This window comes from Marinobacter orientalis (assembly GCF_004792665.1).
Lineage (GTDB): Bacteria > Pseudomonadota > Gammaproteobacteria > Pseudomonadales > Oleiphilaceae > Marinobacter > Marinobacter orientalis.
The window spans coordinates 1-16,965 of record NZ_SRZX01000003.1; the positions used below are offsets into that span (position 1 = coordinate 1).

Sequence of the window (16,965 nt, forward strand, 5' to 3'; positions counted from 1 at the left end):
ACGACCATAGCGGTCTGGAACCACCTGATCCCATCCCGAACTCAGCCGTGAAACAGACCAGCGCCGATGGTAGTGTGGCTTCTGCCCATGTGAGAGTAGGTCATCGTCAGGCTCTTAATACCAAAAAACCCCGCCAGCACACGCTGACGGGGTTTTTTATTTGGATACGATTATTCGCTGTTCAGTGCAGCTCTATGTGACCAGGCATGAGATACGCTCACTACCCCTCCACCAGTGACTCAGTGATATACTCCTGGAAAACAATCGTTAAATCGTCCTGACGGAGATCGTTAATGCCTGCGACAGACCACCTCGTTATCTTTGATACCACTTTACGCGATGGCGAACAAAGCCCTGGCGCCACCATGACGAAGGCGGAAAAGCTACGCATAGCGAAGATACTTGAGAAACTCCGGGTTGATGTGATCGAAGCGGGCTTTGCAATCGCCAGCCAGGGCGACTTTGAAGCGGTCAAAGGCATTGCGGAGTCTATCAAGGGCTCGACCATTTGCAGCCTGGCACGGGCACTGGACAAAGATATCGACCGGGCAGCGGAAGCGATCAGGCCGGCCGAGCGTGGTCGCATCCATACCTTTATTGCCACCTCACCGATTCATATGAAGCACAAGCTGCAGATGCAGCCTGATGAGGTTGTGGAACAGGCGGTCAGATCGGTCAAGCGGGCACGTAGCCATGTGGATGATGTCGAGTTTTCCTGCGAAGATGCCGGCCGCTCCGACCTGGACTTCCTGTGTCGTATTATTGAAGCGGCGATTAACGCCGGGGCAACCACTATCAATATTCCCGACACGGTAGGGTATGCCATTCCCGAGCAATTTGGCGAGACCATCCGTCAGTTGCTCAACCGTGTTCCCAATGCGGATAAAGCGATCTTTTCCGTACATTGCCATAATGACCTCGGCCTTGCGGTCGCAAATTCACTGGCTGCGGTAAGCAGTGGTGCCCGTCAGGTGGAGTGCACGATCAACGGGCTGGGCGAGCGCGCTGGAAATGCCTCTCTGGAAGAGTTGGTGATGGCGGTCAGAACCCGCCAGGATCTCTACACCATCGATACTCGCATTGATACGCACCATATTGTTCCAGCGTCCCGGCTTGTATCTACCATTACAGGCTTTCCGGTGCAGCCCAATAAGGCCATCGTCGGCGCCAATGCCTTTGCCCACGAATCGGGTATTCATCAGGATGGCGTGCTCAAGCACCGGGAAACCTATGAAATCATGCGGGCTGAGGATGTAGGCTGGCATACCAACAGTCTGGTCCTTGGTAAACACTCCGGGCGTAATGCGTTCCGTTCCCGGCTGCTTGAACTGGGGATCCAGTTCGAGACGGAAACCGAACTCAATGAGGCATTCACCCGCTTCAAGGCCCTGGCGGATCTGAAGCACGAGATTTTTGATGAAGATCTGCAGGCGATCGCCAGCCACACCCGCCAGGAAGAAGAAGGCCGCTACGGGCTTGTGACCATGCAGGTCTGCTCCGAGACCGGTGTAGTGCCCAAGGCCTCCCTGACACTGCTTATGGATGGTAAGGAACACAAGGTTGATGCCGAAGGCAGTGGCCCGGTGGATGCCACGTTCAAGGCCATTGAGTCGCTGGTGGACTCCGGTTGCAATCTCCAGCTCTATTCCGTCAACAACATTACCAGTGGCACCGACGCGCAGGGTGAAGTCACGGTGCGCCTGGAGAGAGGTGGCCGCATTGTAAACGGAGTAGGGGCGGACACCGATATTATCATCGCCTCTGCAAAGGCTTATATTGAGGCCCTCAACCTGATCACCAGCGGCGGTGTGCGTCAGCACCCTCAGGGAGCTGACGTCTGAGTAGCAAAGTCGTTAACGGATCAGCGCAATGATGATGTCAGAGGCAGAGCGTCAGTATTATCTGGGCAGGGCGGGTATCCATCTGTGGTACGCCCGTGCGCCTTTGCCGGGTGCGGCACCCAGTCCTGAATTCCAGTTTCCGGTGGCCGATTCTGACGATGCGCCCGAGCCGGAATCCGATCTGACAGTCACCCGTTCCTCAATGCCACCCATGCCACGTACCGGTAGCGGTGGTGCCGGCAAAGATCGCCTTGCCGGTATACAGGCATTAATGGCTACTCCGGAGCCAGAGCCGGACAAGACGGCAGAGCCTGCCGTTACCGGCACTGTCGAGCCGCCGGCAGCCGATATGGATGAACCTTCGCCGGAGCAGATACTTCCTGCCCCGGACGCGTCCATAGACCTCGACCCGAAGGCGCGGATAGAGGCCCGCCTTGGCTTCTGGGTGTCAGAACATCTGGTTCTTGTCAGTAGTGTGTCAGAGGATGCGAGTGAACGATTGCAGGACACATTGGCTGAAAATATCCTTGCGTCGCTTGGGGAATCCGGTGTGAAGGAGTCGCATCACATCCGCTGGCCGGTTTTCGGAAATCCGCGGGTGCCTGGTAATAGTGACGATGATTTCCGCCATATTCTTCGCTCGGTCAGCAAAGAATTCGGTTCCAGAAAACTCCTGCTGTTGGGAGTCCTGAAAGGTGACGTGCCTTCAGGCCGGTCTGAATGGCTGGCCAGTACTCTGGGGGCGCCTGCCGTTGATTTTCCCCGGAGTCTGGCCGAACTGGCAGCGGTGCCGACCTACAAGCGTGAACTGTGGCAGCAACTCAAATTCGCTTTCGGAGTCTGATCTGTGTTCCGGAATGTTTATCACAAGATCGACATCGCTGATATGGCAATCAGGGAGCTTTGCCAGAACGATCTGCCAGAAGTGCTTGATATAGAACGTCAGGGTTATTCCTTTCCCTGGAACGAGTCGATTTTCCGGGGCTGCTTTCGCCCGGATTACCGGCTTTGGGCTCTGGAAGTGGGCGACAGGTTGTCAGGTTATGCAGTGGTTGCCTACATGGCAGATGAGGCCCACCTCCTGAATCTTTGTGTGGCTACTGGCCAGAGAAGGTTGGGTGCGGGTCGATGCCTGCTGCGGCATCTGGTTGCTGAATCCGCGCAGGACGGTATGTCGCAGGTTCTTCTGGAGGTCCGTGACAGCAATACCAGGGCGATGGACCTGTATGCCAGTGAAGGCTTCTCGGTTATTGGCCGCAGGCCAGGTTACTATCCCGGGGGGACAGAGCGGGAAGACGCATTGGTGATGGCGCTGCCACTCGATGATCGTTCAGCCTTTCCCGGGCCACCCTAGCTCCGGGCAGCATGGGCACGCATTCGCGTGAGTAGGCTATTATCCTTATAATGGCAATCGATTTTTCAGTCTCTCCGATTCAGGTTTTTACCAATTATGACGAGCCTTGCCAGCGAAGTATCACATCGCCGCACCTTTGCAATTATCTCGCATCCGGATGCCGGCAAAACCACGATTACAGAAAAAGTACTCCTGTTCGGCCACGCCATTCAGAAGGCTGGCACGGTAAAAGGTAAAAAGTCCGGTCAGCACGCAAAGTCTGACTGGATGGAGATGGAAAAAGAGCGTGGTATCTCGGTTACCACCTCGGTGATGCAGTTTCCTTATGGCGGCCGCCTGGTTAACCTGCTGGATACGCCGGGCCATGCTGACTTTTCCGAGGATACGTATCGGACGTTGACCGCTGTAGACTCCTGTCTGATGGTGATCGACAGTGCAAAAGGCGTCGAGGAGCGGACCATCAAGCTGATGGAAGTAACCCGCCTGCGGGACACTCCGATTCTTACCTTCATGAACAAGCTGGACCGCGAAACCAGGGACCCAGTGGAACTGATGGACGAGGTCGAGGATGTGCTCAAAATTGCCTGCGCACCGATCACCTGGCCAATTGGAATGGGCAAAAACTTCAAGGGCGTTTACCATCTGGCTCGCGATGAAGTGATTCTCTACCAGTCCGGACAGGGACATATGATCCAGGAAAAGCGCGTTATCAGCGGTATTGATAACCCGGAGCTGGATAGCGTTCTTGGTACCTATGCGGATGAGTTGAGGGGCGAAATCGAACTGGTAAAGGGGGCATCTCATGAGTTTGATCTGGAGGCGTTCCTGGCTGGCGAGCTGACACCGGTGTTTTTCGGCACGGCCCTGGGTAATTTCGGTGTCGATCATATGCTTGACGGGCTGGTGGATTGGGCGCCACCACCGCAGCCGCGGGAAACCGACCAGCGTCTGGTCAAGCCGGATGAGGATGTTTTTTCGGGATTTGTTTTCAAGATCCAGGCTAACATGGACCCGCAGCATCGCGATCGCGTGGCGTTTCTCAGGATTGTGTCGGGGCGATACAATCAGGGCATGAAGGCCCGCCATGTTCGTATTGGCAAGGAAGTCCGGTTCTCCGATGCGCTGACGTTCATGGCGGGAGACCGGGAGCATGCCGGCGAAGCCTTTGCCGGAGATATTATTGGCCTGCACAACCACGGCACGATTCAGCTGGGGGATACATTCACGTCGGGTGAGGATTTCAAGTTCACCGGCATCCCGAACTTTGCGCCGGAACTGTTCAGGCGGATTCGCCTGAAGGATCCGCTCAAGTCCAAGCAGCTGCAAAAAGGCCTGATCCAGCTTGCGGAAGAGGGGGCGGTACAGGTTTTTCGCCCGTTGCGTAATAACGATCTGATTGTAGGTGCCGTTGGTGTGCTCCAGTTCGATGTGGTTGTCAGTCGTCTCAAAAGCGAATACAAGGTTGATGCGGTCTATGAGCCTATCAACGTGGCGACGGCCCGCTGGGTCACGGCTTCTGACGAGCGCAAGCTCGATGAATTCGAGCGCAAGGCCAACGATTTCCTGGCACTGGACGGCAGTGATCGCCTGACTTACATCGCTCCAACCATGGTAAACCTGCAGCTGGCCCAGGAGCGGTATCCCGACATCAGCTTCCACAAAACCCGGGAGCATTGAATAGCTGGAGTGGTGAATGAGGCTCATCGACGCACATTGTCATTTCGACTTCCCGGAATTCGACGGGCGTCGCGAGGCTGTGCTCGAAGAGGCTCGCAGTGTCGGCCTGTCCAACCTGGTCATTCCGGGCGTTCGCCGTTCAGACTGGGGGAGGGTGAGCCGTGTTGCGACAGAGCATGAGGGGTTGTACTACTGCCTGGGGATTCATCCCTGGTATGTGGCTGAGCATAACGATGATGACCTCAGTGCGCTGCTTGCCGCGTTAGTGGATCATCCAGGGCATTGCGTTGCATTGGGGGAGTGTGGGCTCGATCGTCTGAAAGGCGACCTGAAGGACCAGTACCCCTGGTTCGAGGCTCAGGTTGATATTGCAACACAGACGCACTTCCCGCTTGTCATACATTCGGTGAAGACCCACGACGAGGTCTATGAGGTGCTGCGCCGTAAGCGCTTTCGGGGAAGGGTACTTGTACATGGGTTTTCCGGCAGTTATCAGCAGGCCTCCAAGTTGATTGACCTCGGCTGCTTTATCGGTGTCGGTGGTGTTATCACACACCCTCGCGCGCGGAAGACGCGGGATACCATTTCCCGATTGCCGGTGGACGCATTAGTGCTGGAAACAGATGCCCCGGATATGGCGCCAGAGGGAGTGCCGCAGGGAGATAATTCGCCGGCTTGCCTGGCACTGATTTTCAACGCGCTCGCCGAGTTGCGTAATGCCGGTCGTGAGGATCTGGCGCACTCGCTGCTTGGCAATGTCCAGCGCCTTTACGGCTGGAATGAAATCGGAGCATCCGAGCGTTAGGGGGTGTCTTTTTTGCCAGGGCGTGGACAGGGTACGTGAATAACGAAACAACCCGCTTCAGGGTTGGCTTTCTTTTTTGGTTCGGATATACTTCGCGCCCTGGCTTTTCAAGGCGATGCCATCATCTCAGCCCCGAATGATGTCACTGCCGCTTAACATACAGGTAAAGGATCTCCTCCGGATGCCAAGCATTTACCGGTGGTGATTTTTAACGTTTCTTAGATAGCGTTCAAGGCGGAATCAATGAAGACTCTGAGTGCGAAACCAGAAACAGTAACACGTGACTGGTACGTTGTAGACGCAGCCGGCAAGACGCTGGGTCGTCTGTCAACAGAAATCGCCCGTCGTCTGCGGGGCAAGCATAAGCCTGAGTACACCCCTCATGTCGACACTGGTGATTACATTGTGGTTATCAATGCAGGTCAGGTACGGGTTACCGGCAAAAAGGCATCTGACAAGATGTACTACAGTCACACCGGCTTTCCGGGTGGAATCAAGTCCATCAACTTCGAGAAGCTGGTCGACAAGGCTCCGGAGCAAATTATCCAGAAGTCTGTCAAAGGCATGCTTCCCAATGGTCCGCTCGGGCGCGCCATGTTCAAGAAGCTGAAAATTTATGCCGGCGCTGAGCATCCTCACGCAGCCCAGCAGCCCAAAGAACTCGACATTTAACGGAAGGCGGATATGTCTGTAGCACAAAATTACGGTACTGGTCGCCGCAAAACCTCCACGGCTCGGGTTTTCATCAAGCCGGGAAGCGGTAACATCTCTATCAACGGTCGCACCATCGAGCAGTTCTTCGGTCGTGATACCCTGCGTATGATCGTTCGTCAGCCGCTGGTTGTCGCCGACTCTACCGATCGTTTCGACATCAATATCACCGTCAAGGGTGGTGGTATCAGCGGCCAGGCCGGCGCGATTCGCCACGGCCTGACACGCGCACTGATGGATTATGACGAGACACTGCGCCCTGCAATGCGCAAAGCGGGTTATGTTACCCGTGATGCCCGTGAGGTCGAGCGTAAGAAGGTTGGTCTGCGCAAGGCGCGTAAGCGTCCTCAGTTCTCCAAGCGTTAAGTTTGCTGGAACAGACCCGAAAACCCGGTCGATTGGCCGGGTTTTTTTGTGGACGAAAAAAGATGATACCAATTTGATCCGGAGCAGGTAATGGTCCGGCTTGAAAGCTTTCCGACTTGTAAGGGCGGGGTAATTTCATTACCATTTGAGCGCTTATAATTTTGGGTTGAGAGAAGTCCTTTTCGATATGCAGACGCCCTGTTGGCAAGGCTGTGTATCGCCTGATGGGAGAAAACCATAATGAGTAATGGCGACGTGAGCCAAGGCAGGCGCCGGTTTCTGATCGGTGCCACGTCAGTGGTGGGTGGTGTCGGCGTCGTCGGTGCGGCCGTACCTTTCGTAGCATCCTGGAACCCCAGTGCGAAAGCGGAAGCAGCCGGTGCACCGGTCACCGTCAATATCAGTAAACTGGAGCCCGGTCAGCAGATGACCGTTGAGTGGCGCGGCAAGCCGGTGTGGGTCATTCGCCGTACCGAAGCCATGAATGAAAACATTCTTGAGCTGAACGACCTGGTCAAAGATCCTCTCTCGAAGGAGGCCGATCAGCCCCCTTACATTGAAGGCGAGCTTCGTGCCATCAAGGATGAGTATGCAGTCGTTGTTGGTATCTGCACACACTTGGGTTGTTCTCCCCAGTTTCGTCCTGAAGTGGCGCCCGCTGATCTTGGCGAAGACTGGCTTGGCGGATTTTACTGCGCGTGTCACGGCTCAAAGTATGACCTGGCCGGCCGCGTCTACCCGAATCAGCCGGCACCCACCAACCTGCAGGTGCCTCCCTATCGCTATGACGACGAAAACACCCTGACCGTCGGTCTGGATCCTGAGGGGGCAGCGTAATGAATAAATTAGTGAACTGGGTAGACGAGCGTCTCCCAATTGTCGAGGCGTGGAACAAGCACCTGGGTAAATACTACGCACCCAAGAACTTTAACGTGTGGTATTTCTTCGGTTCCCTGGCGATGCTGGTGCTTGTCAATCAGCTGATCACGGGTATCTGGCTCACCATGAGCTACAATCCCACCGGCGAGGGTGCCTTCGCGTCGGTCGAATACATCATGCGGGATGTCGAGTGGGGCTGGTTGCTCCGCTATCTGCACTCCACGGGCGCTTCGGCCTTCTTTGTCGTGGTTTATCTGCATATGTTCCGCGGCCTGATGTACGGCTCATACCAGAAGCCCCGTGAACTGATCTGGCTCTTCGGCATGCTGATCTACCTGGTACTGATGGCGGAAGCCTTCATGGGCTATCTGCTGCCCTGGGGCCAGATGTCCTACTGGGGTGCGCAGGTAATCGTGAACCTGTTCGGTGCCATTCCAGTGATCGGTGACGACCTGTCACTCTGGATTCGCGGCGACTACCTGATTTCCGGCATTACCCTGAACAGGTTCTTCGCGTTGCATGTGGTCGCTCTGCCAATCGTCCTGCTCGGCCTGGTGGTTCTGCATATCCTCGCATTGCACGAAGTGGGATCCAACAACCCTGACGGTATCGACATCAAGAAGAACAAGGACGAAAACGGTATACCCAAAGACGGCATTCCGTTCCACCCCTATTACACTGTTCATGATTTGATGGGTGTCGGCGTATTCTTCTTTATCTTCTTCATCGTGGTCTTCTTCTTCCCGGAGATGGGAGGCCTGTTCATTGAAAAACCGAACTTCGAGCCGGCCAACCCGCTGAAGACGCCGGACCACATCGCGCCAGTGTGGTACTTCACACCGTTCTACGCGATGTTGCGTGCGGTTACCGTTGACCTCTTTGGTCTGGATGCAAAATTCTGGGGTGTCGTGGTCATGGGCGGAGCGATTGCCATACTGTTTGTCCTGCCATGGCTCGACAAGAGTCCGGTGCGCTCAATGCGCTACAAGGGGTGGCTGAGCAGGATTGCCCTGGCGATCTTTGCCGTAAGTTTTGTCATCCTGGGGTACCTGGGTATCGTTCCGGCAACAGAGGGCCGTACAACCGTTGCGCAGATTCTGACGGTGTTCTACTTCCTCTACTTCATTCTGATGCCGTTCTATACGCGCATGGAGAAAACCAAGCCAGTTCCAGAGAGGGTGACAGGATAATGAGAAAGCTGATAGTTGGTCTTTTCATAGTGATCCTGCCGGCTCTCGGGTTGGCAGCTGCGCCATCCGTCGAGTTAGACACGATGGAGCCGGATCATACCAATAAGGCGTCGCTTCAGCGCGGCGCAGCCCTGTTCACCAACTACTGTATGGGGTGTCACTCCATGGAGTACGCCCGTTACAAACGGGTATCGGATGATCTGGGTATTCCTCCGGAGCTTTATGAGGAAAATCTCATCTTTACTGGTGCGAAAATCGGCGAGTTGATGAAGAATTCCATGAGCAAGGACATGGCGGCTGACTGGTTTGGTGCTCCGCCACCCGACCTGACGCTGGAGTCCCGCCTTCGTGGTGAAGACTGGATCTATTCCTATCTGCGAGGCTTCTATAAAGATGATAACCGCCCGCTGGGTGTGAATAATGTGGTCTTCGAAAACGTGGGCATGCCTCACGTCATGGCAGACCTTCAGGGCCTGTGTGCCGTTGAGCCGCGAATCGGTGAGGAGGCAACTGTGGATCCTCTCAGTGGGGATGTCCGGAATGCGGACATCTGCCCGGAGTGGGAAAGCGAAGGCTCGATGTCTCCGGCGGAATTCAACGCTGCCATGTACGACCTGACCAACTTCATGTCCTACATGGGTGATCCGGTAAAGGTGGAGCGCGAAAGGCTTGGTATGTTTGTCCTGATCTTCGTGGCGATCTTCTTTGTCTTTGCCTACCTGCTTAATCGCGAATACTGGAAGGACGTACACTGAGATTTCAGGTATAATCCTTATCCCTGAGTTCCAGCGGGCAGTTGCCGGCCCGCTGGATTTTTGCGTTTTTCAGGGTCAATTCGGTTAGTCAAATCGTGAGGTAGTTCTATGGGCGTTGTGACCAAGAGGTCATCAATGACGTTTTTCTCGGACCCGGCCAGTCATTACAGCCACAGAGTCCGCATTGTTCTGGCAGAAAAGGGCGTAACCGTTGACGTCGTGAACGTTGATCCGGACAACCCTCCGGCAGAGCTGGCCGATCTTAATCCCTACAATGCCCTGCCGACTCTGGTGGATCGTGACCTGGTACTCTATGAGCCCAACATCATGATGGAGTATCTGGATGAGCGTTTTCCTCATCCTCCACTGCTGCCGGTATACCCGGTCGCACGGGCCAACAGCCGGCTGATGATTCATCGCATCCAGAAAGATTGGTGCGGGCTGGTGGATCAGATTCTTGCCCAGCCTAATGCCAAGGCATCTGATGTTGCGCGCAAGGAGCTTCGCGAGAGCCTGCTGGCGACTGCGCCATTGTTTGGTGAAATGCCATTTTTCCTCTCGGAAGAGTTCACTATCGTTGACTGCTGCATTGCCCCGATTCTGTGGCGTTTGCCGTCACTGGGCATAGAGCTCAATGAGAAGCAGGCAAAGCCGCTTCAAAAGTATATGGAAAGCATTTTCAGTCGTGAAGGCTTCAAGGCGAGCCTGTCGGACCTGGAAGAAGATATTCGCAGTTGATTTTCAGAGCCTGAAACCGGTTCAGGAGAAAGGCAGTGCCTGATAGCAAAATAACCATGACATCGAGTCGGCCATATCTGGTCAGGGCGTTCAACGAGTGGATTCTCGATAATGACTGCACCCCCTACATTGTAGTGGATGCGGGAATTCAGGGGGTCCAGGTGCCAACTGACCATGTCGCCAATGGGCAGATAGTGCTGAACATCAGCCCGGGAGCGGTCCGTGGCCTGGTGATTGGCAACGGCGCACTGGAGTTCAGCGCCCGCTTCGGGGGCGTGCCTATGCAGGTGTTTATCCCTCTGCAAGCGGTTATGGCAGTCTACGCCAAGGAAAACGGCGAGGGGATGGTGTTTGGCAGCGAGCCTGGCTCACCAGATCCGGAAGGTCCCGGAGGCAAGGATGTGGACAAGCCCGGTGACAGTGGGCAAAGCGGGGATCGACCCACCGGCCGGCCAACCCTCAAGGTGGTGAAATAGCCCTTCGTAATCTGTCCTGAAAATCGCGATGAACCCGCGAAAGCCAGCTGCCGGAATCAGCTGGCTTTTTTGCTATCCGCCAAAGAGTTTTTCGTCGATCAGCCCACACAGGGCGTTTATAACCACCAGCATGACGGGTGTTGCAGCGGTCGGCGAGAGGTTGTCCAGTGCAATCTCATGGTCTTCAGGGTGCAGTAGTGACGTAATGTCAGTCTTTTCCTTGGCGCTGAGCACCACCACGTTCATTTCCCGGTCATGAGCTGCCTGAATGGCCTGTATCAGATTGGCCTTGTGGCCATCGTCTACAAAGACCATTAACAGGTCATTAGCTTTACCGATGGCTCGAACCTGTCTGGAGAATGTGTCATTGAAACGATTGTCACGGCAGATTGCAGAGTAGGTTGTTGCATCCGCACCAAGATTGATGGCCGGTAGTGCCGGGCGATCCTGCTCGAATCGATTGAGCAGCGCGGTGCAGAAATACTGGGCAAGAATGTTGGCGTTGCCATTGGCACAGGCGATGATCTTACCGTCACTGAGCAGGGCTCCGACCAGAGCATCCGAGGCCCTCTCTATGCCGGGCGCTGTTGAGCTGGCGGTGTGTGCGGTATGCTCCATGTGATTGGCGAACCACTGATTTATCTGCTGTTCGGTATCCGTCATAGTCAGGCCTGAATCGCGTTTCTGATCCATTGTATCCGGTATTTTGTATTTTCGCCCGGTGCGATCGCAACAACGTCGATCCGGCTATAGCTGTGCCACAGACCATGTTTGTGGAGATAGAACGAGGCCGCTTTGATCAGCCGTTTCTGTTTTGTGGGAGTTATCGATTCTGCCGCCCCGGTCAGGCTGCCCCTTCCGCGGAAGCGAACCTCGAAAAATACCAGGGTTCCGTCATCAACTCCGACAAGGTCAATCTCGCCCCCGCGGCTGAACACGTTTCGCTCAAGGATCCTGATGCCGCGGCTCATGAGGTAGCGGGCTGCGACTTCTTCCGCCTGATTTCCCGTCGCCTTGCGGGTTTTCCGAGTGCCTTCCATGGCTGAAGCCTGCTTTTATTCCTGCCCGGTAAATTCGTCCGTCTCCTGGGTTTCTTCGACGGTGGATGGCTCCAGGGGAGGGAGCCTTTCGGGTGTACCGTTACGGAATTTTGCCCACAATTGTTGCCGGTGAATACTGCCGTCAGACGTCATGGACAGCTTTCCTGTCTGCCCGTCAATGGTTGCGTCTTCAACCTGTCTTAGCAGAGGCAGACGCTTGCTCAGATTCCAGGCGTCCGCTCCCATGGCGAACAGGCGGCCGAGCTGTCCTCTGATATCGGGCATGGCTTCTCTTACAGCGCCACGGAACTGGTTGTCGTCTTCCAGTATCCAGGGCGTGTCGGTGAAAATAACGCCATTCAGATCACGGTCCCGGGATGGATCCGGGTTGCCCTCATAGACCATGGAAGGGGAGTATACCGGTAGGTTGCCGCCAAAATAGAATGCGAATAAAGGCTTGAACTGGCGTGCGAGCGTTGGCTCGGCAACCATGACGATGCCGTCGGCATCCTGCCGGCGCCGGGGTTCGAACTCGACATTGATGCCGGCCGTGCGTTCAACATCAATGGCGCGGTCGCGGGAGACAGTGATTCCCAGCAGATCGGCAGTCACAGCCCGCAGATTATCCTCACGGTAATAACGCTCTATGTCCAGGGCCACACCTCCGTTCTGTTCGAGACGCCGGAGCAGTGCCGTTTCCAGCCGGTCGCCCCAGTCCCCCGCCGGGATCAGCACAAGAACCTGATCAATGTTCTCGCCTGTCATGCGGTCGGCGATTTGCCGTGCTTCGTCTTCCGCGGACAGCCCGAACTGATAAAGCCCGGACGGTGCTTCTGTGTCGGACGGCAGGTAGTTCAGCCCCAGAACGGGAACCGGCAGAGACTCCATGTCAGAGAGTGTCGACAGCGCATCTTTTTCCAGTGGGCCGACAATCAGGTCCTGATTGTCATTGGCGAGATCTTCATAAAGCGCTGGGAAAGCGGTATCGGACGTGTCCACGACCCGGATGCTGATTTTTTCACGATCCGCTGACTCGTCCTCATAGTAGGCGGCAAAGAAACCATCGCGGATTGCCGCGCCGGCACTGGCCAGAGGCCCTCTGAGCGGAACGGCGAGTGTGATCCGCTGGGGGCGGGACTCGGCAAGGCTGGCAATAAGCTGCAGCTCAGCAGGTGGTGTAGAGGCTGCGGGATGCTCTGGCCAGTTATTCTGCCAGTTACGGATCCTCCTGCCCTGTTCGTCCAGGTTGTCCTCCGGTTCCCTGAGAATCGCGGCCAGCTCGAGCCAGCCCTGGGCCTCGTAGCCGATAGCGCGCCCCTTCTCATCCGCCAGTTCGGTATCCGGGGTTCGTTTCAGATTCTGCCAGATAGCGTCATGGAGCGTTTGAGTGTCAGCTTCAGTGTCCGCCTCTGCAAGCAGGATCAGGGTGATGGCAGCTGCCAGGTTGTCCCCGGCAAGACGATAGGCCTGCTCCTGCAGGCTTGCCGCCCGGCTGATCAGGTTCCGGTCGTAGTTCAGAAAATGATCCGGGTCGATTGCAGATGTGATATCCGCGGCCCATTGGGCGTCATCCAGCGCCACAGCACTTGCCAGAGCCAGGAGTATCCGCTGGTTTTCCGTTTCTTCGTCGGCTGCGTCAAACTGGTCGCTTTGCAGGAGTGTTCTGGCATCCCGGTGCTGGTTTCGGTTCTGGAACCTGTCCGCCGCCCGTAACAGGTAGGCCTGTGCCTCCTGCCGGTCTGCTTCGCTTGCTGCGACGTCAAGAGCCTCGCTGGCACTCTCGGCGACGTGGGATTCCAGGTTCACGCTGGCGCAACCGGCAAACAGTAGTACCATTGCCATAAGGAGGGCGGTGATTCTCAGGTTCAGGCGGTATCTGTTCATGGCTGGTTCACAATACTCCGGGTTATTACGCTTGTGGCGCCGGGTAATCGGCGGCATCATGCCGGAAGCCCCGATCCCGCCGGGCTTGCCGTAAAATGTTTGCTTAATCAGGCCAGCAAGTTTAACAGCTCCCACGCGAATTCACATGACGTTGATGTTATACGCTGGGGTAAAGAGAGGTATTCGTGGATCCGGAGAATGACTCGCCAGGACAGTCTGGCACACTTTATATCGTGGCTACTCCCATCGGTAATCTGGAAGACATGTCCCCGAGGGCCACTGCTATTTTATCACGGGTGTCTGTGATTGCCGCAGAGGACACCCGGCACAGCGGACGGCTGTTGCAGTATCTGGGGGTCCGCAAGCCGATGGTGGCTCTGCACGACCATAATGAGCGGGACAAGGCAGGGCTGGTTCTGGACAGGCTTGCAGCCTCCCAGGATGTTGCGCTGATTTCAGACGCTGGTACACCGCTGATTTCCGACCCCGGCTATGTGCTGGTGCGCGAGGCGCGGGCCCGTGGCTTCCGGGTCAGCCCGGTGCCTGGCGCCTGCGCGCTCGTTGCGGCGTTAAGTGCGGCCGGCTTGCCCACGGACCGGTTTCTTTTTGAAGGTTTCCTGCCATCCAGGCAGGGGGCGCGAAAAGCGGCACTTGAGCGTCTGTCAGGAGAATCTGCAACCCTGGTATTCTATGAATCCCCACATCGAATTGTTGAAACAGTCAGGGAGATTGAGCGGGTTATGGGGGGCGAGCGGGAACTGGTGCTGGCCCGGGAGCTCACCAAAACCTTCGAGACTTTCTATGCCGGTCCCGTGGGCCGTGTGAGGGAGAGCCTTGAGGCAGACCCTCATGGCAGTCGCGGCGAGTTCGTAGTGATGATCCATGGGGCCAGTGCTGAAGAACTAACCGCCGGCTCGGTGGAAGTGGACCGTGTGCTTGCGTTGTTGCTTACGGAACTGCCGGTCAAGAAAGCAGCGAAGTTGGCGGCGGAGTTAACGGGCAGTTCCAAGAACGAACTCTATCAGCGTGCGCTGGAGCTGAAGGCCGGGTAGCGGCATCGGTATATTCACGCCCGTGAAATCCACTGCCAGGGAATGGTTTTTCTTGCCTGCCACCCTGTGCTGGAGTATGGTCTCGCCCGAGTTCGCCAGACAGTCGCCGCCGGTTTTACCGGGGGAGGAAAGTCCGGGCTCCACAGGGCAAGGTGCCAGGTAACGCCTGGGCGGCGTGAGCCGACGGAAAGTGCAACAGAAAGTATACCGCCTAAGTGGCCGTGACACGCTCGCGGTCACCGGTAAGGGTGAAATGGTGCGGTAAGAGCGCACCGCGTGACTGGCAACAGTTCACGGCGATGGCAAACCCCACCTGGAGCAAGACCAAATAGGAATCCCATGGCGCGGCCCGCGCTGGATTCGGGTAGGTCGCTTGAGGCCTGCGGCGACGCAGGCCCTAGATGAATGACTGTCCCAGACAGAACCCGGCTTACCGGCGAACTCATTTTTCTTTTCCGCTTTATCTGACATTCGTCATTCTCACCAGCTAACTTTTATAGCCAAAAAATCTTAGAGCTCACTTGTCAGCTTCAGTTCTGTCCGCAGGTGATTGATTTATGGGTTTTTCTTTTCCGTAATTTCCGGCCTGACACCAATCTTGTTCCGTAACCTGTTGTCATAAAAGGAACTTTTCCAAGTGTGGCGCTGTTCGCGGCGCTTGCATTGTGTATTGCGTGTTTCTATAGTGTGCACAAGTGGGAAAAAGTGGTTTCTAGTGGTTATTTGTGGTTTCTGAACCCCGGAATTGGTGCGAATGAGCAATTTTCTTGGCAGTCATGCCATCAATATGGATGCGAAGGGTCGCCTTGCGATTCCCGCCAAGGTGCGTGAAGAGCTCGCGCATGCCTGCGGTGGTCGCATTGTGTTGACCGCCAATGCCGATGAAGAGCGCTGCCTGCTGGTGTATCCGGAGCCGCAGTGGGAGGCGCTGAGGCCACAAATTGAAGCCCTTCCCAATATGAACAAGGCGGCCCGCAGGCTACAGCGTCTGTTGTTGGGTCATGCCACACCGCTGGAACTGGATTCTGCCGGTCGCATCCTGGTGCCACCCACATTGCGCAGTTATGCGCGGCTAGAGAAAAAACTGATGTTGATTGGTCAGGGTAAAAAGCTGGAACTGTGGAGCGAAGAGCGCTGGTTCGCCTGGCTGGACGAGTCCTCGGATGAAGAAGAAATGCCACCTGAGATGGAAGCATTGTCATTATGACCGTCGACCGCAAGCAGGAGCCGGCCGGTCCGTACCGGCATCGATCTGTGCTCCTGGACTCGGCGGTCGACCTGCTGATCAGCGATCCGGATGGCGTTTATATTGATGGCACCTTCGGCCGCGGCGGCCACAGCCGCTTGATTCTGGGGCAGCTTGGTCCTGGTGGAAAACTGCTGGGCATCGACAAGGATCCCGAGGCGATTGAGGCGGCCCGCGAGCTGGCGCTTGAGGATCCGCGTTTCCAGCCATTTCACGGCTCCTTTGCCGAACTTGGCGCGGCTGCAGATGCCCAGGGTTGGATGAAGGTTAATGGCGTATTGCTGGATCTAGGTGTTTCATCCCCGCAACTGGATGACGCTGCCAGGGGGTTCAGCTTTATGCGGAATGGTCCGCTGGACATGAGGATGGATCCGGGTCAGGCGCCCAGTGCGGCGCAGTGGCTGGCCGAAGCGGATGAAAAAGACATTGCCTACGTTATCTGGCGATACGGTGAGGAAAGATTTTCCCGTCGTATCGCCCGTCTCATTGTGGAGCGACGCAAGGAAACTCCGCTTGAGACAACGCATCAACTGGCATCACTGGTCAGTGAGGCGGTTCCAAAAAAAGAAAAGCACAAGCACCCGGCTACGCGGACTTTCCAGGCCATCCGGATTTTTATCAATCGGGAACTGGAAGACCTGGAGGCGGGGCTCAGTGCTGCCGCTGAAAAGCTGATGCCCGGCGGACGGTTGGTGGTGATCAGCTTTCACTCGCTGGAGGACCGGCTGGTCAAGCGCTTCATGCGGGACCTGGCTCGTGGTCCGAGGCTGCCAAAAGGCGTTCCGGTGACTGCTGAGCAGGAAGCATCGGCATTCCGGCTGATAGGCAAGGCCAACAAGGCGGATACAGAAGAAGTAAGTGACAACGTGCGGGCGAGAAGTGCGGTTATGCGTGTTCTCGAACGGATACCGGAACAACACAGGCAACAACAGAAGTAGGGAGCGCGGAATC

Annotated in this window: 18 protein-coding genes, 1 rRNA gene and 1 other RNA gene; 17 read left to right on the plus strand and 3 right to left on the minus strand. The window is 56.1% G+C overall.

All coding sequences use genetic code 11. The features are described from left to right. The 13 genes from rrf to DIT72_RS10360 form a co-directional block, all read left to right on the plus strand. A 5S ribosomal RNA gene (gene rrf / locus DIT72_RS10300) occupies positions 1-112 on the plus strand; the annotation flags it as partial. Between the two features lie 181 nt (positions 113-293). Beyond that, the gene (locus DIT72_RS10305; protein ID WP_135955168.1) at positions 294-1,841 is read left to right on the plus strand and encodes a 2-isopropylmalate synthase; all 1,548 of its coding nucleotides are present in this window, start codon (positions 294-296) and stop codon (positions 1,839-1,841) included. Positions 1,842-1,869: 28 nt separating this feature from the next. After that, positions 1,870-2,685: a 2-isopropylmalate synthase gene (locus DIT72_RS10310; RefSeq protein ID WP_135955169.1), complete on the plus strand. Its 816-nt coding sequence runs from the start codon at positions 1,870-1,872 to the stop codon at positions 2,683-2,685. A 3-nt stretch (positions 2,686-2,688) separates the two neighbouring features. Next, on the plus strand, positions 2,689-3,195 hold the full coding sequence (rimI, locus tag DIT72_RS10315; RefSeq protein WP_228260788.1) for a ribosomal protein S18-alanine N-acetyltransferase: 507 nt from the start codon (positions 2,689-2,691) through the stop codon (positions 3,193-3,195). 96 nt (positions 3,196-3,291) lie between these two features. Further along, entirely contained in the window at positions 3,292-4,872 is a 1,581-nt protein-coding gene (gene prfC / locus DIT72_RS10320) for a peptide chain release factor 3 (RefSeq protein ID WP_135955170.1), read from the plus strand. A 16-nt stretch (positions 4,873-4,888) separates the two neighbouring features. Then, positions 4,889-5,677 (plus strand): TatD family hydrolase, encoded by a 789-nt coding sequence (locus DIT72_RS10325; protein WP_135955171.1) that lies wholly within the window; start codon positions 4,889-4,891, stop codon positions 5,675-5,677. A gap of 243 nt (positions 5,678-5,920) precedes the next feature. Continuing rightward, positions 5,921-6,349, plus strand: a complete 429-nt coding sequence (gene rplM, locus DIT72_RS10330) for a 50S ribosomal protein L13 (protein ID WP_114613349.1) — start codon at positions 5,921-5,923, stop codon at positions 6,347-6,349. Between the two features lie 12 nt (positions 6,350-6,361). Then, on the plus strand, positions 6,362-6,754 hold the full coding sequence (rpsI, locus tag DIT72_RS10335; RefSeq protein ID WP_135955172.1) for a 30S ribosomal protein S9: 393 nt from the start codon (positions 6,362-6,364) through the stop codon (positions 6,752-6,754). 240 nt (positions 6,755-6,994) lie between these two features. Next, on the plus strand, positions 6,995-7,591 hold the full coding sequence (gene petA, locus DIT72_RS10340) for a ubiquinol-cytochrome c reductase iron-sulfur subunit (RefSeq protein WP_135955173.1): 597 nt from the start codon (positions 6,995-6,997) through the stop codon (positions 7,589-7,591). After that, the gene (locus tag DIT72_RS10345; protein WP_135955174.1) at positions 7,591-8,823 is read left to right on the plus strand and encodes a cytochrome b; all 1,233 of its coding nucleotides are present in this window, start codon (positions 7,591-7,593) and stop codon (positions 8,821-8,823) included. The genes petA and DIT72_RS10345 overlap by 1 nt, the downstream gene beginning before the upstream one ends. Beyond that, complete coding sequence (locus tag DIT72_RS10350; RefSeq protein WP_135955175.1) at positions 8,823-9,578, plus strand: cytochrome c1; 756 nt, start codon at positions 8,823-8,825, stop codon at positions 9,576-9,578. Before DIT72_RS10345 ends, DIT72_RS10350 begins: the two co-directional genes overlap by 1 nt. Positions 9,579-9,686: 108 nt before the next feature. Beyond that, on the plus strand, positions 9,687-10,316 hold the full coding sequence (locus tag DIT72_RS10355; protein WP_135955176.1) for a glutathione S-transferase N-terminal domain-containing protein: 630 nt from the start codon (positions 9,687-9,689) through the stop codon (positions 10,314-10,316). A 56-nt stretch (positions 10,317-10,372) separates the two neighbouring features. Then, entirely contained in the window at positions 10,373-10,792 is a 420-nt protein-coding gene (locus DIT72_RS10360) for a ClpXP protease specificity-enhancing factor (protein WP_169450014.1), read from the plus strand. A gap of 72 nt (positions 10,793-10,864) precedes the next feature. Here DIT72_RS10360 and DIT72_RS10365 read toward each other — a convergent pair whose 3' ends face one another. Genes DIT72_RS10365 through DIT72_RS10375 form a run of 3 tightly spaced genes read right to left on the minus strand, consistent with a single transcriptional unit; the run spans position 10,865 to position 13,776 of the window. Continuing rightward, positions 10,865-11,455, minus strand: a complete 591-nt coding sequence (locus DIT72_RS10365; protein WP_135955178.1) for an SIS domain-containing protein — start codon at positions 11,453-11,455, stop codon at positions 10,865-10,867. Positions 11,456-11,457: 2 nt separating this feature from the next. Further along, on the minus strand, positions 11,458-11,832 hold the full coding sequence (locus DIT72_RS10370; RefSeq protein ID WP_135955179.1) for a YraN family protein: 375 nt from the start codon (positions 11,830-11,832) through the stop codon (positions 11,458-11,460). A 15-nt stretch (positions 11,833-11,847) separates the two neighbouring features. Continuing rightward, positions 11,848-13,776, minus strand: a complete 1,929-nt coding sequence (locus DIT72_RS10375) for a penicillin-binding protein activator (protein ID WP_228260789.1) — start codon at positions 13,774-13,776, stop codon at positions 11,848-11,850. Positions 13,777-13,901: 125 nt separating this feature from the next. On the opposite strand from DIT72_RS10375, the gene rsmI reads away from it, so the two are divergent. From rsmI to rsmH, 4 genes are all read left to right on the plus strand, one after another. Next, on the plus strand, positions 13,902-14,768 hold the full coding sequence (gene rsmI / locus DIT72_RS10380; RefSeq protein WP_135955180.1) for a 16S rRNA (cytidine(1402)-2'-O)-methyltransferase: 867 nt from the start codon (positions 13,902-13,904) through the stop codon (positions 14,766-14,768). An 87-nt stretch (positions 14,769-14,855) separates the two neighbouring features. After that, an RNA gene (gene rnpB, locus DIT72_RS10385) (RNase P RNA component class A) lies at positions 14,856-15,217 on the plus strand. Positions 15,218-15,522: 305 nt separating this feature from the next. After that, positions 15,523-15,975 (plus strand): division/cell wall cluster transcriptional repressor MraZ, encoded by a 453-nt coding sequence (mraZ, locus tag DIT72_RS10390; protein ID WP_135955181.1) that lies wholly within the window; start codon positions 15,523-15,525, stop codon positions 15,973-15,975. Then, entirely contained in the window at positions 15,972-16,952 is a 981-nt protein-coding gene (gene rsmH / locus DIT72_RS10395; protein WP_135955182.1) for a 16S rRNA (cytosine(1402)-N(4))-methyltransferase RsmH, read from the plus strand. The genes mraZ and rsmH overlap by 4 nt, the downstream gene beginning before the upstream one ends. The last annotated feature ends 13 nt before the right edge of the window (positions 16,953-16,965 follow it).

Coding starts and splice junctions, on each gene's coding strand:
- DIT72_RS10325 (WP_135955171.1), top strand. CDS start 4,889: ATGAGGCTCATCGACGCACATTGTCATTTCGACTTCCCGGAATTCGAC.
- DIT72_RS10310 (WP_135955169.1), top strand. CDS start 1,870: ATGATGATGTCAGAGGCAGAGCGTCAGTATTATCTGGGCAGGGCGGGT.
- rsmH (WP_135955182.1), top strand. CDS start 15,972: ATGACCGTCGACCGCAAGCAGGAGCCGGCCGGTCCGTACCGGCATCGA.
- DIT72_RS10370 (WP_135955179.1), bottom strand. CDS start 11,832: ATGGAAGGCACTCGGAAAACCCGCAAGGCGACGGGAAATCAGGCGGAA.
- DIT72_RS10355 (WP_135955176.1), top strand. CDS start 9,687: ATGGGCGTTGTGACCAAGAGGTCATCAATGACGTTTTTCTCGGACCCG.
- DIT72_RS10350 (WP_135955175.1), top strand. CDS start 8,823: ATGAGAAAGCTGATAGTTGGTCTTTTCATAGTGATCCTGCCGGCTCTC.
- mraZ (WP_135955181.1), top strand. CDS start 15,523: ATGAGCAATTTTCTTGGCAGTCATGCCATCAATATGGATGCGAAGGGT.
- rplM (WP_114613349.1), top strand. CDS start 5,921: ATGAAGACTCTGAGTGCGAAACCAGAAACAGTAACACGTGACTGGTAC.
- rpsI (WP_135955172.1), top strand. CDS start 6,362: ATGTCTGTAGCACAAAATTACGGTACTGGTCGCCGCAAAACCTCCACG.
- DIT72_RS10360 (WP_169450014.1), top strand. CDS start 10,373: ATGACATCGAGTCGGCCATATCTGGTCAGGGCGTTCAACGAGTGGATT.
- petA (WP_135955173.1), top strand. CDS start 6,995: ATGAGTAATGGCGACGTGAGCCAAGGCAGGCGCCGGTTTCTGATCGGT.
- DIT72_RS10345 (WP_135955174.1), top strand. CDS start 7,591: ATGAATAAATTAGTGAACTGGGTAGACGAGCGTCTCCCAATTGTCGAG.
- prfC (WP_135955170.1), top strand. CDS start 3,292: ATGACGAGCCTTGCCAGCGAAGTATCACATCGCCGCACCTTTGCAATT.
- DIT72_RS10375 (WP_228260789.1), bottom strand. CDS start 13,776: ATGATGCCGCCGATTACCCGGCGCCACAAGCGTAATAACCCGGAGTAT.
- DIT72_RS10365 (WP_135955178.1), bottom strand. CDS start 11,455: ATGACGGATACCGAACAGCAGATAAATCAGTGGTTCGCCAATCACATG.
- DIT72_RS10305 (WP_135955168.1), top strand. CDS start 294: ATGCCTGCGACAGACCACCTCGTTATCTTTGATACCACTTTACGCGAT.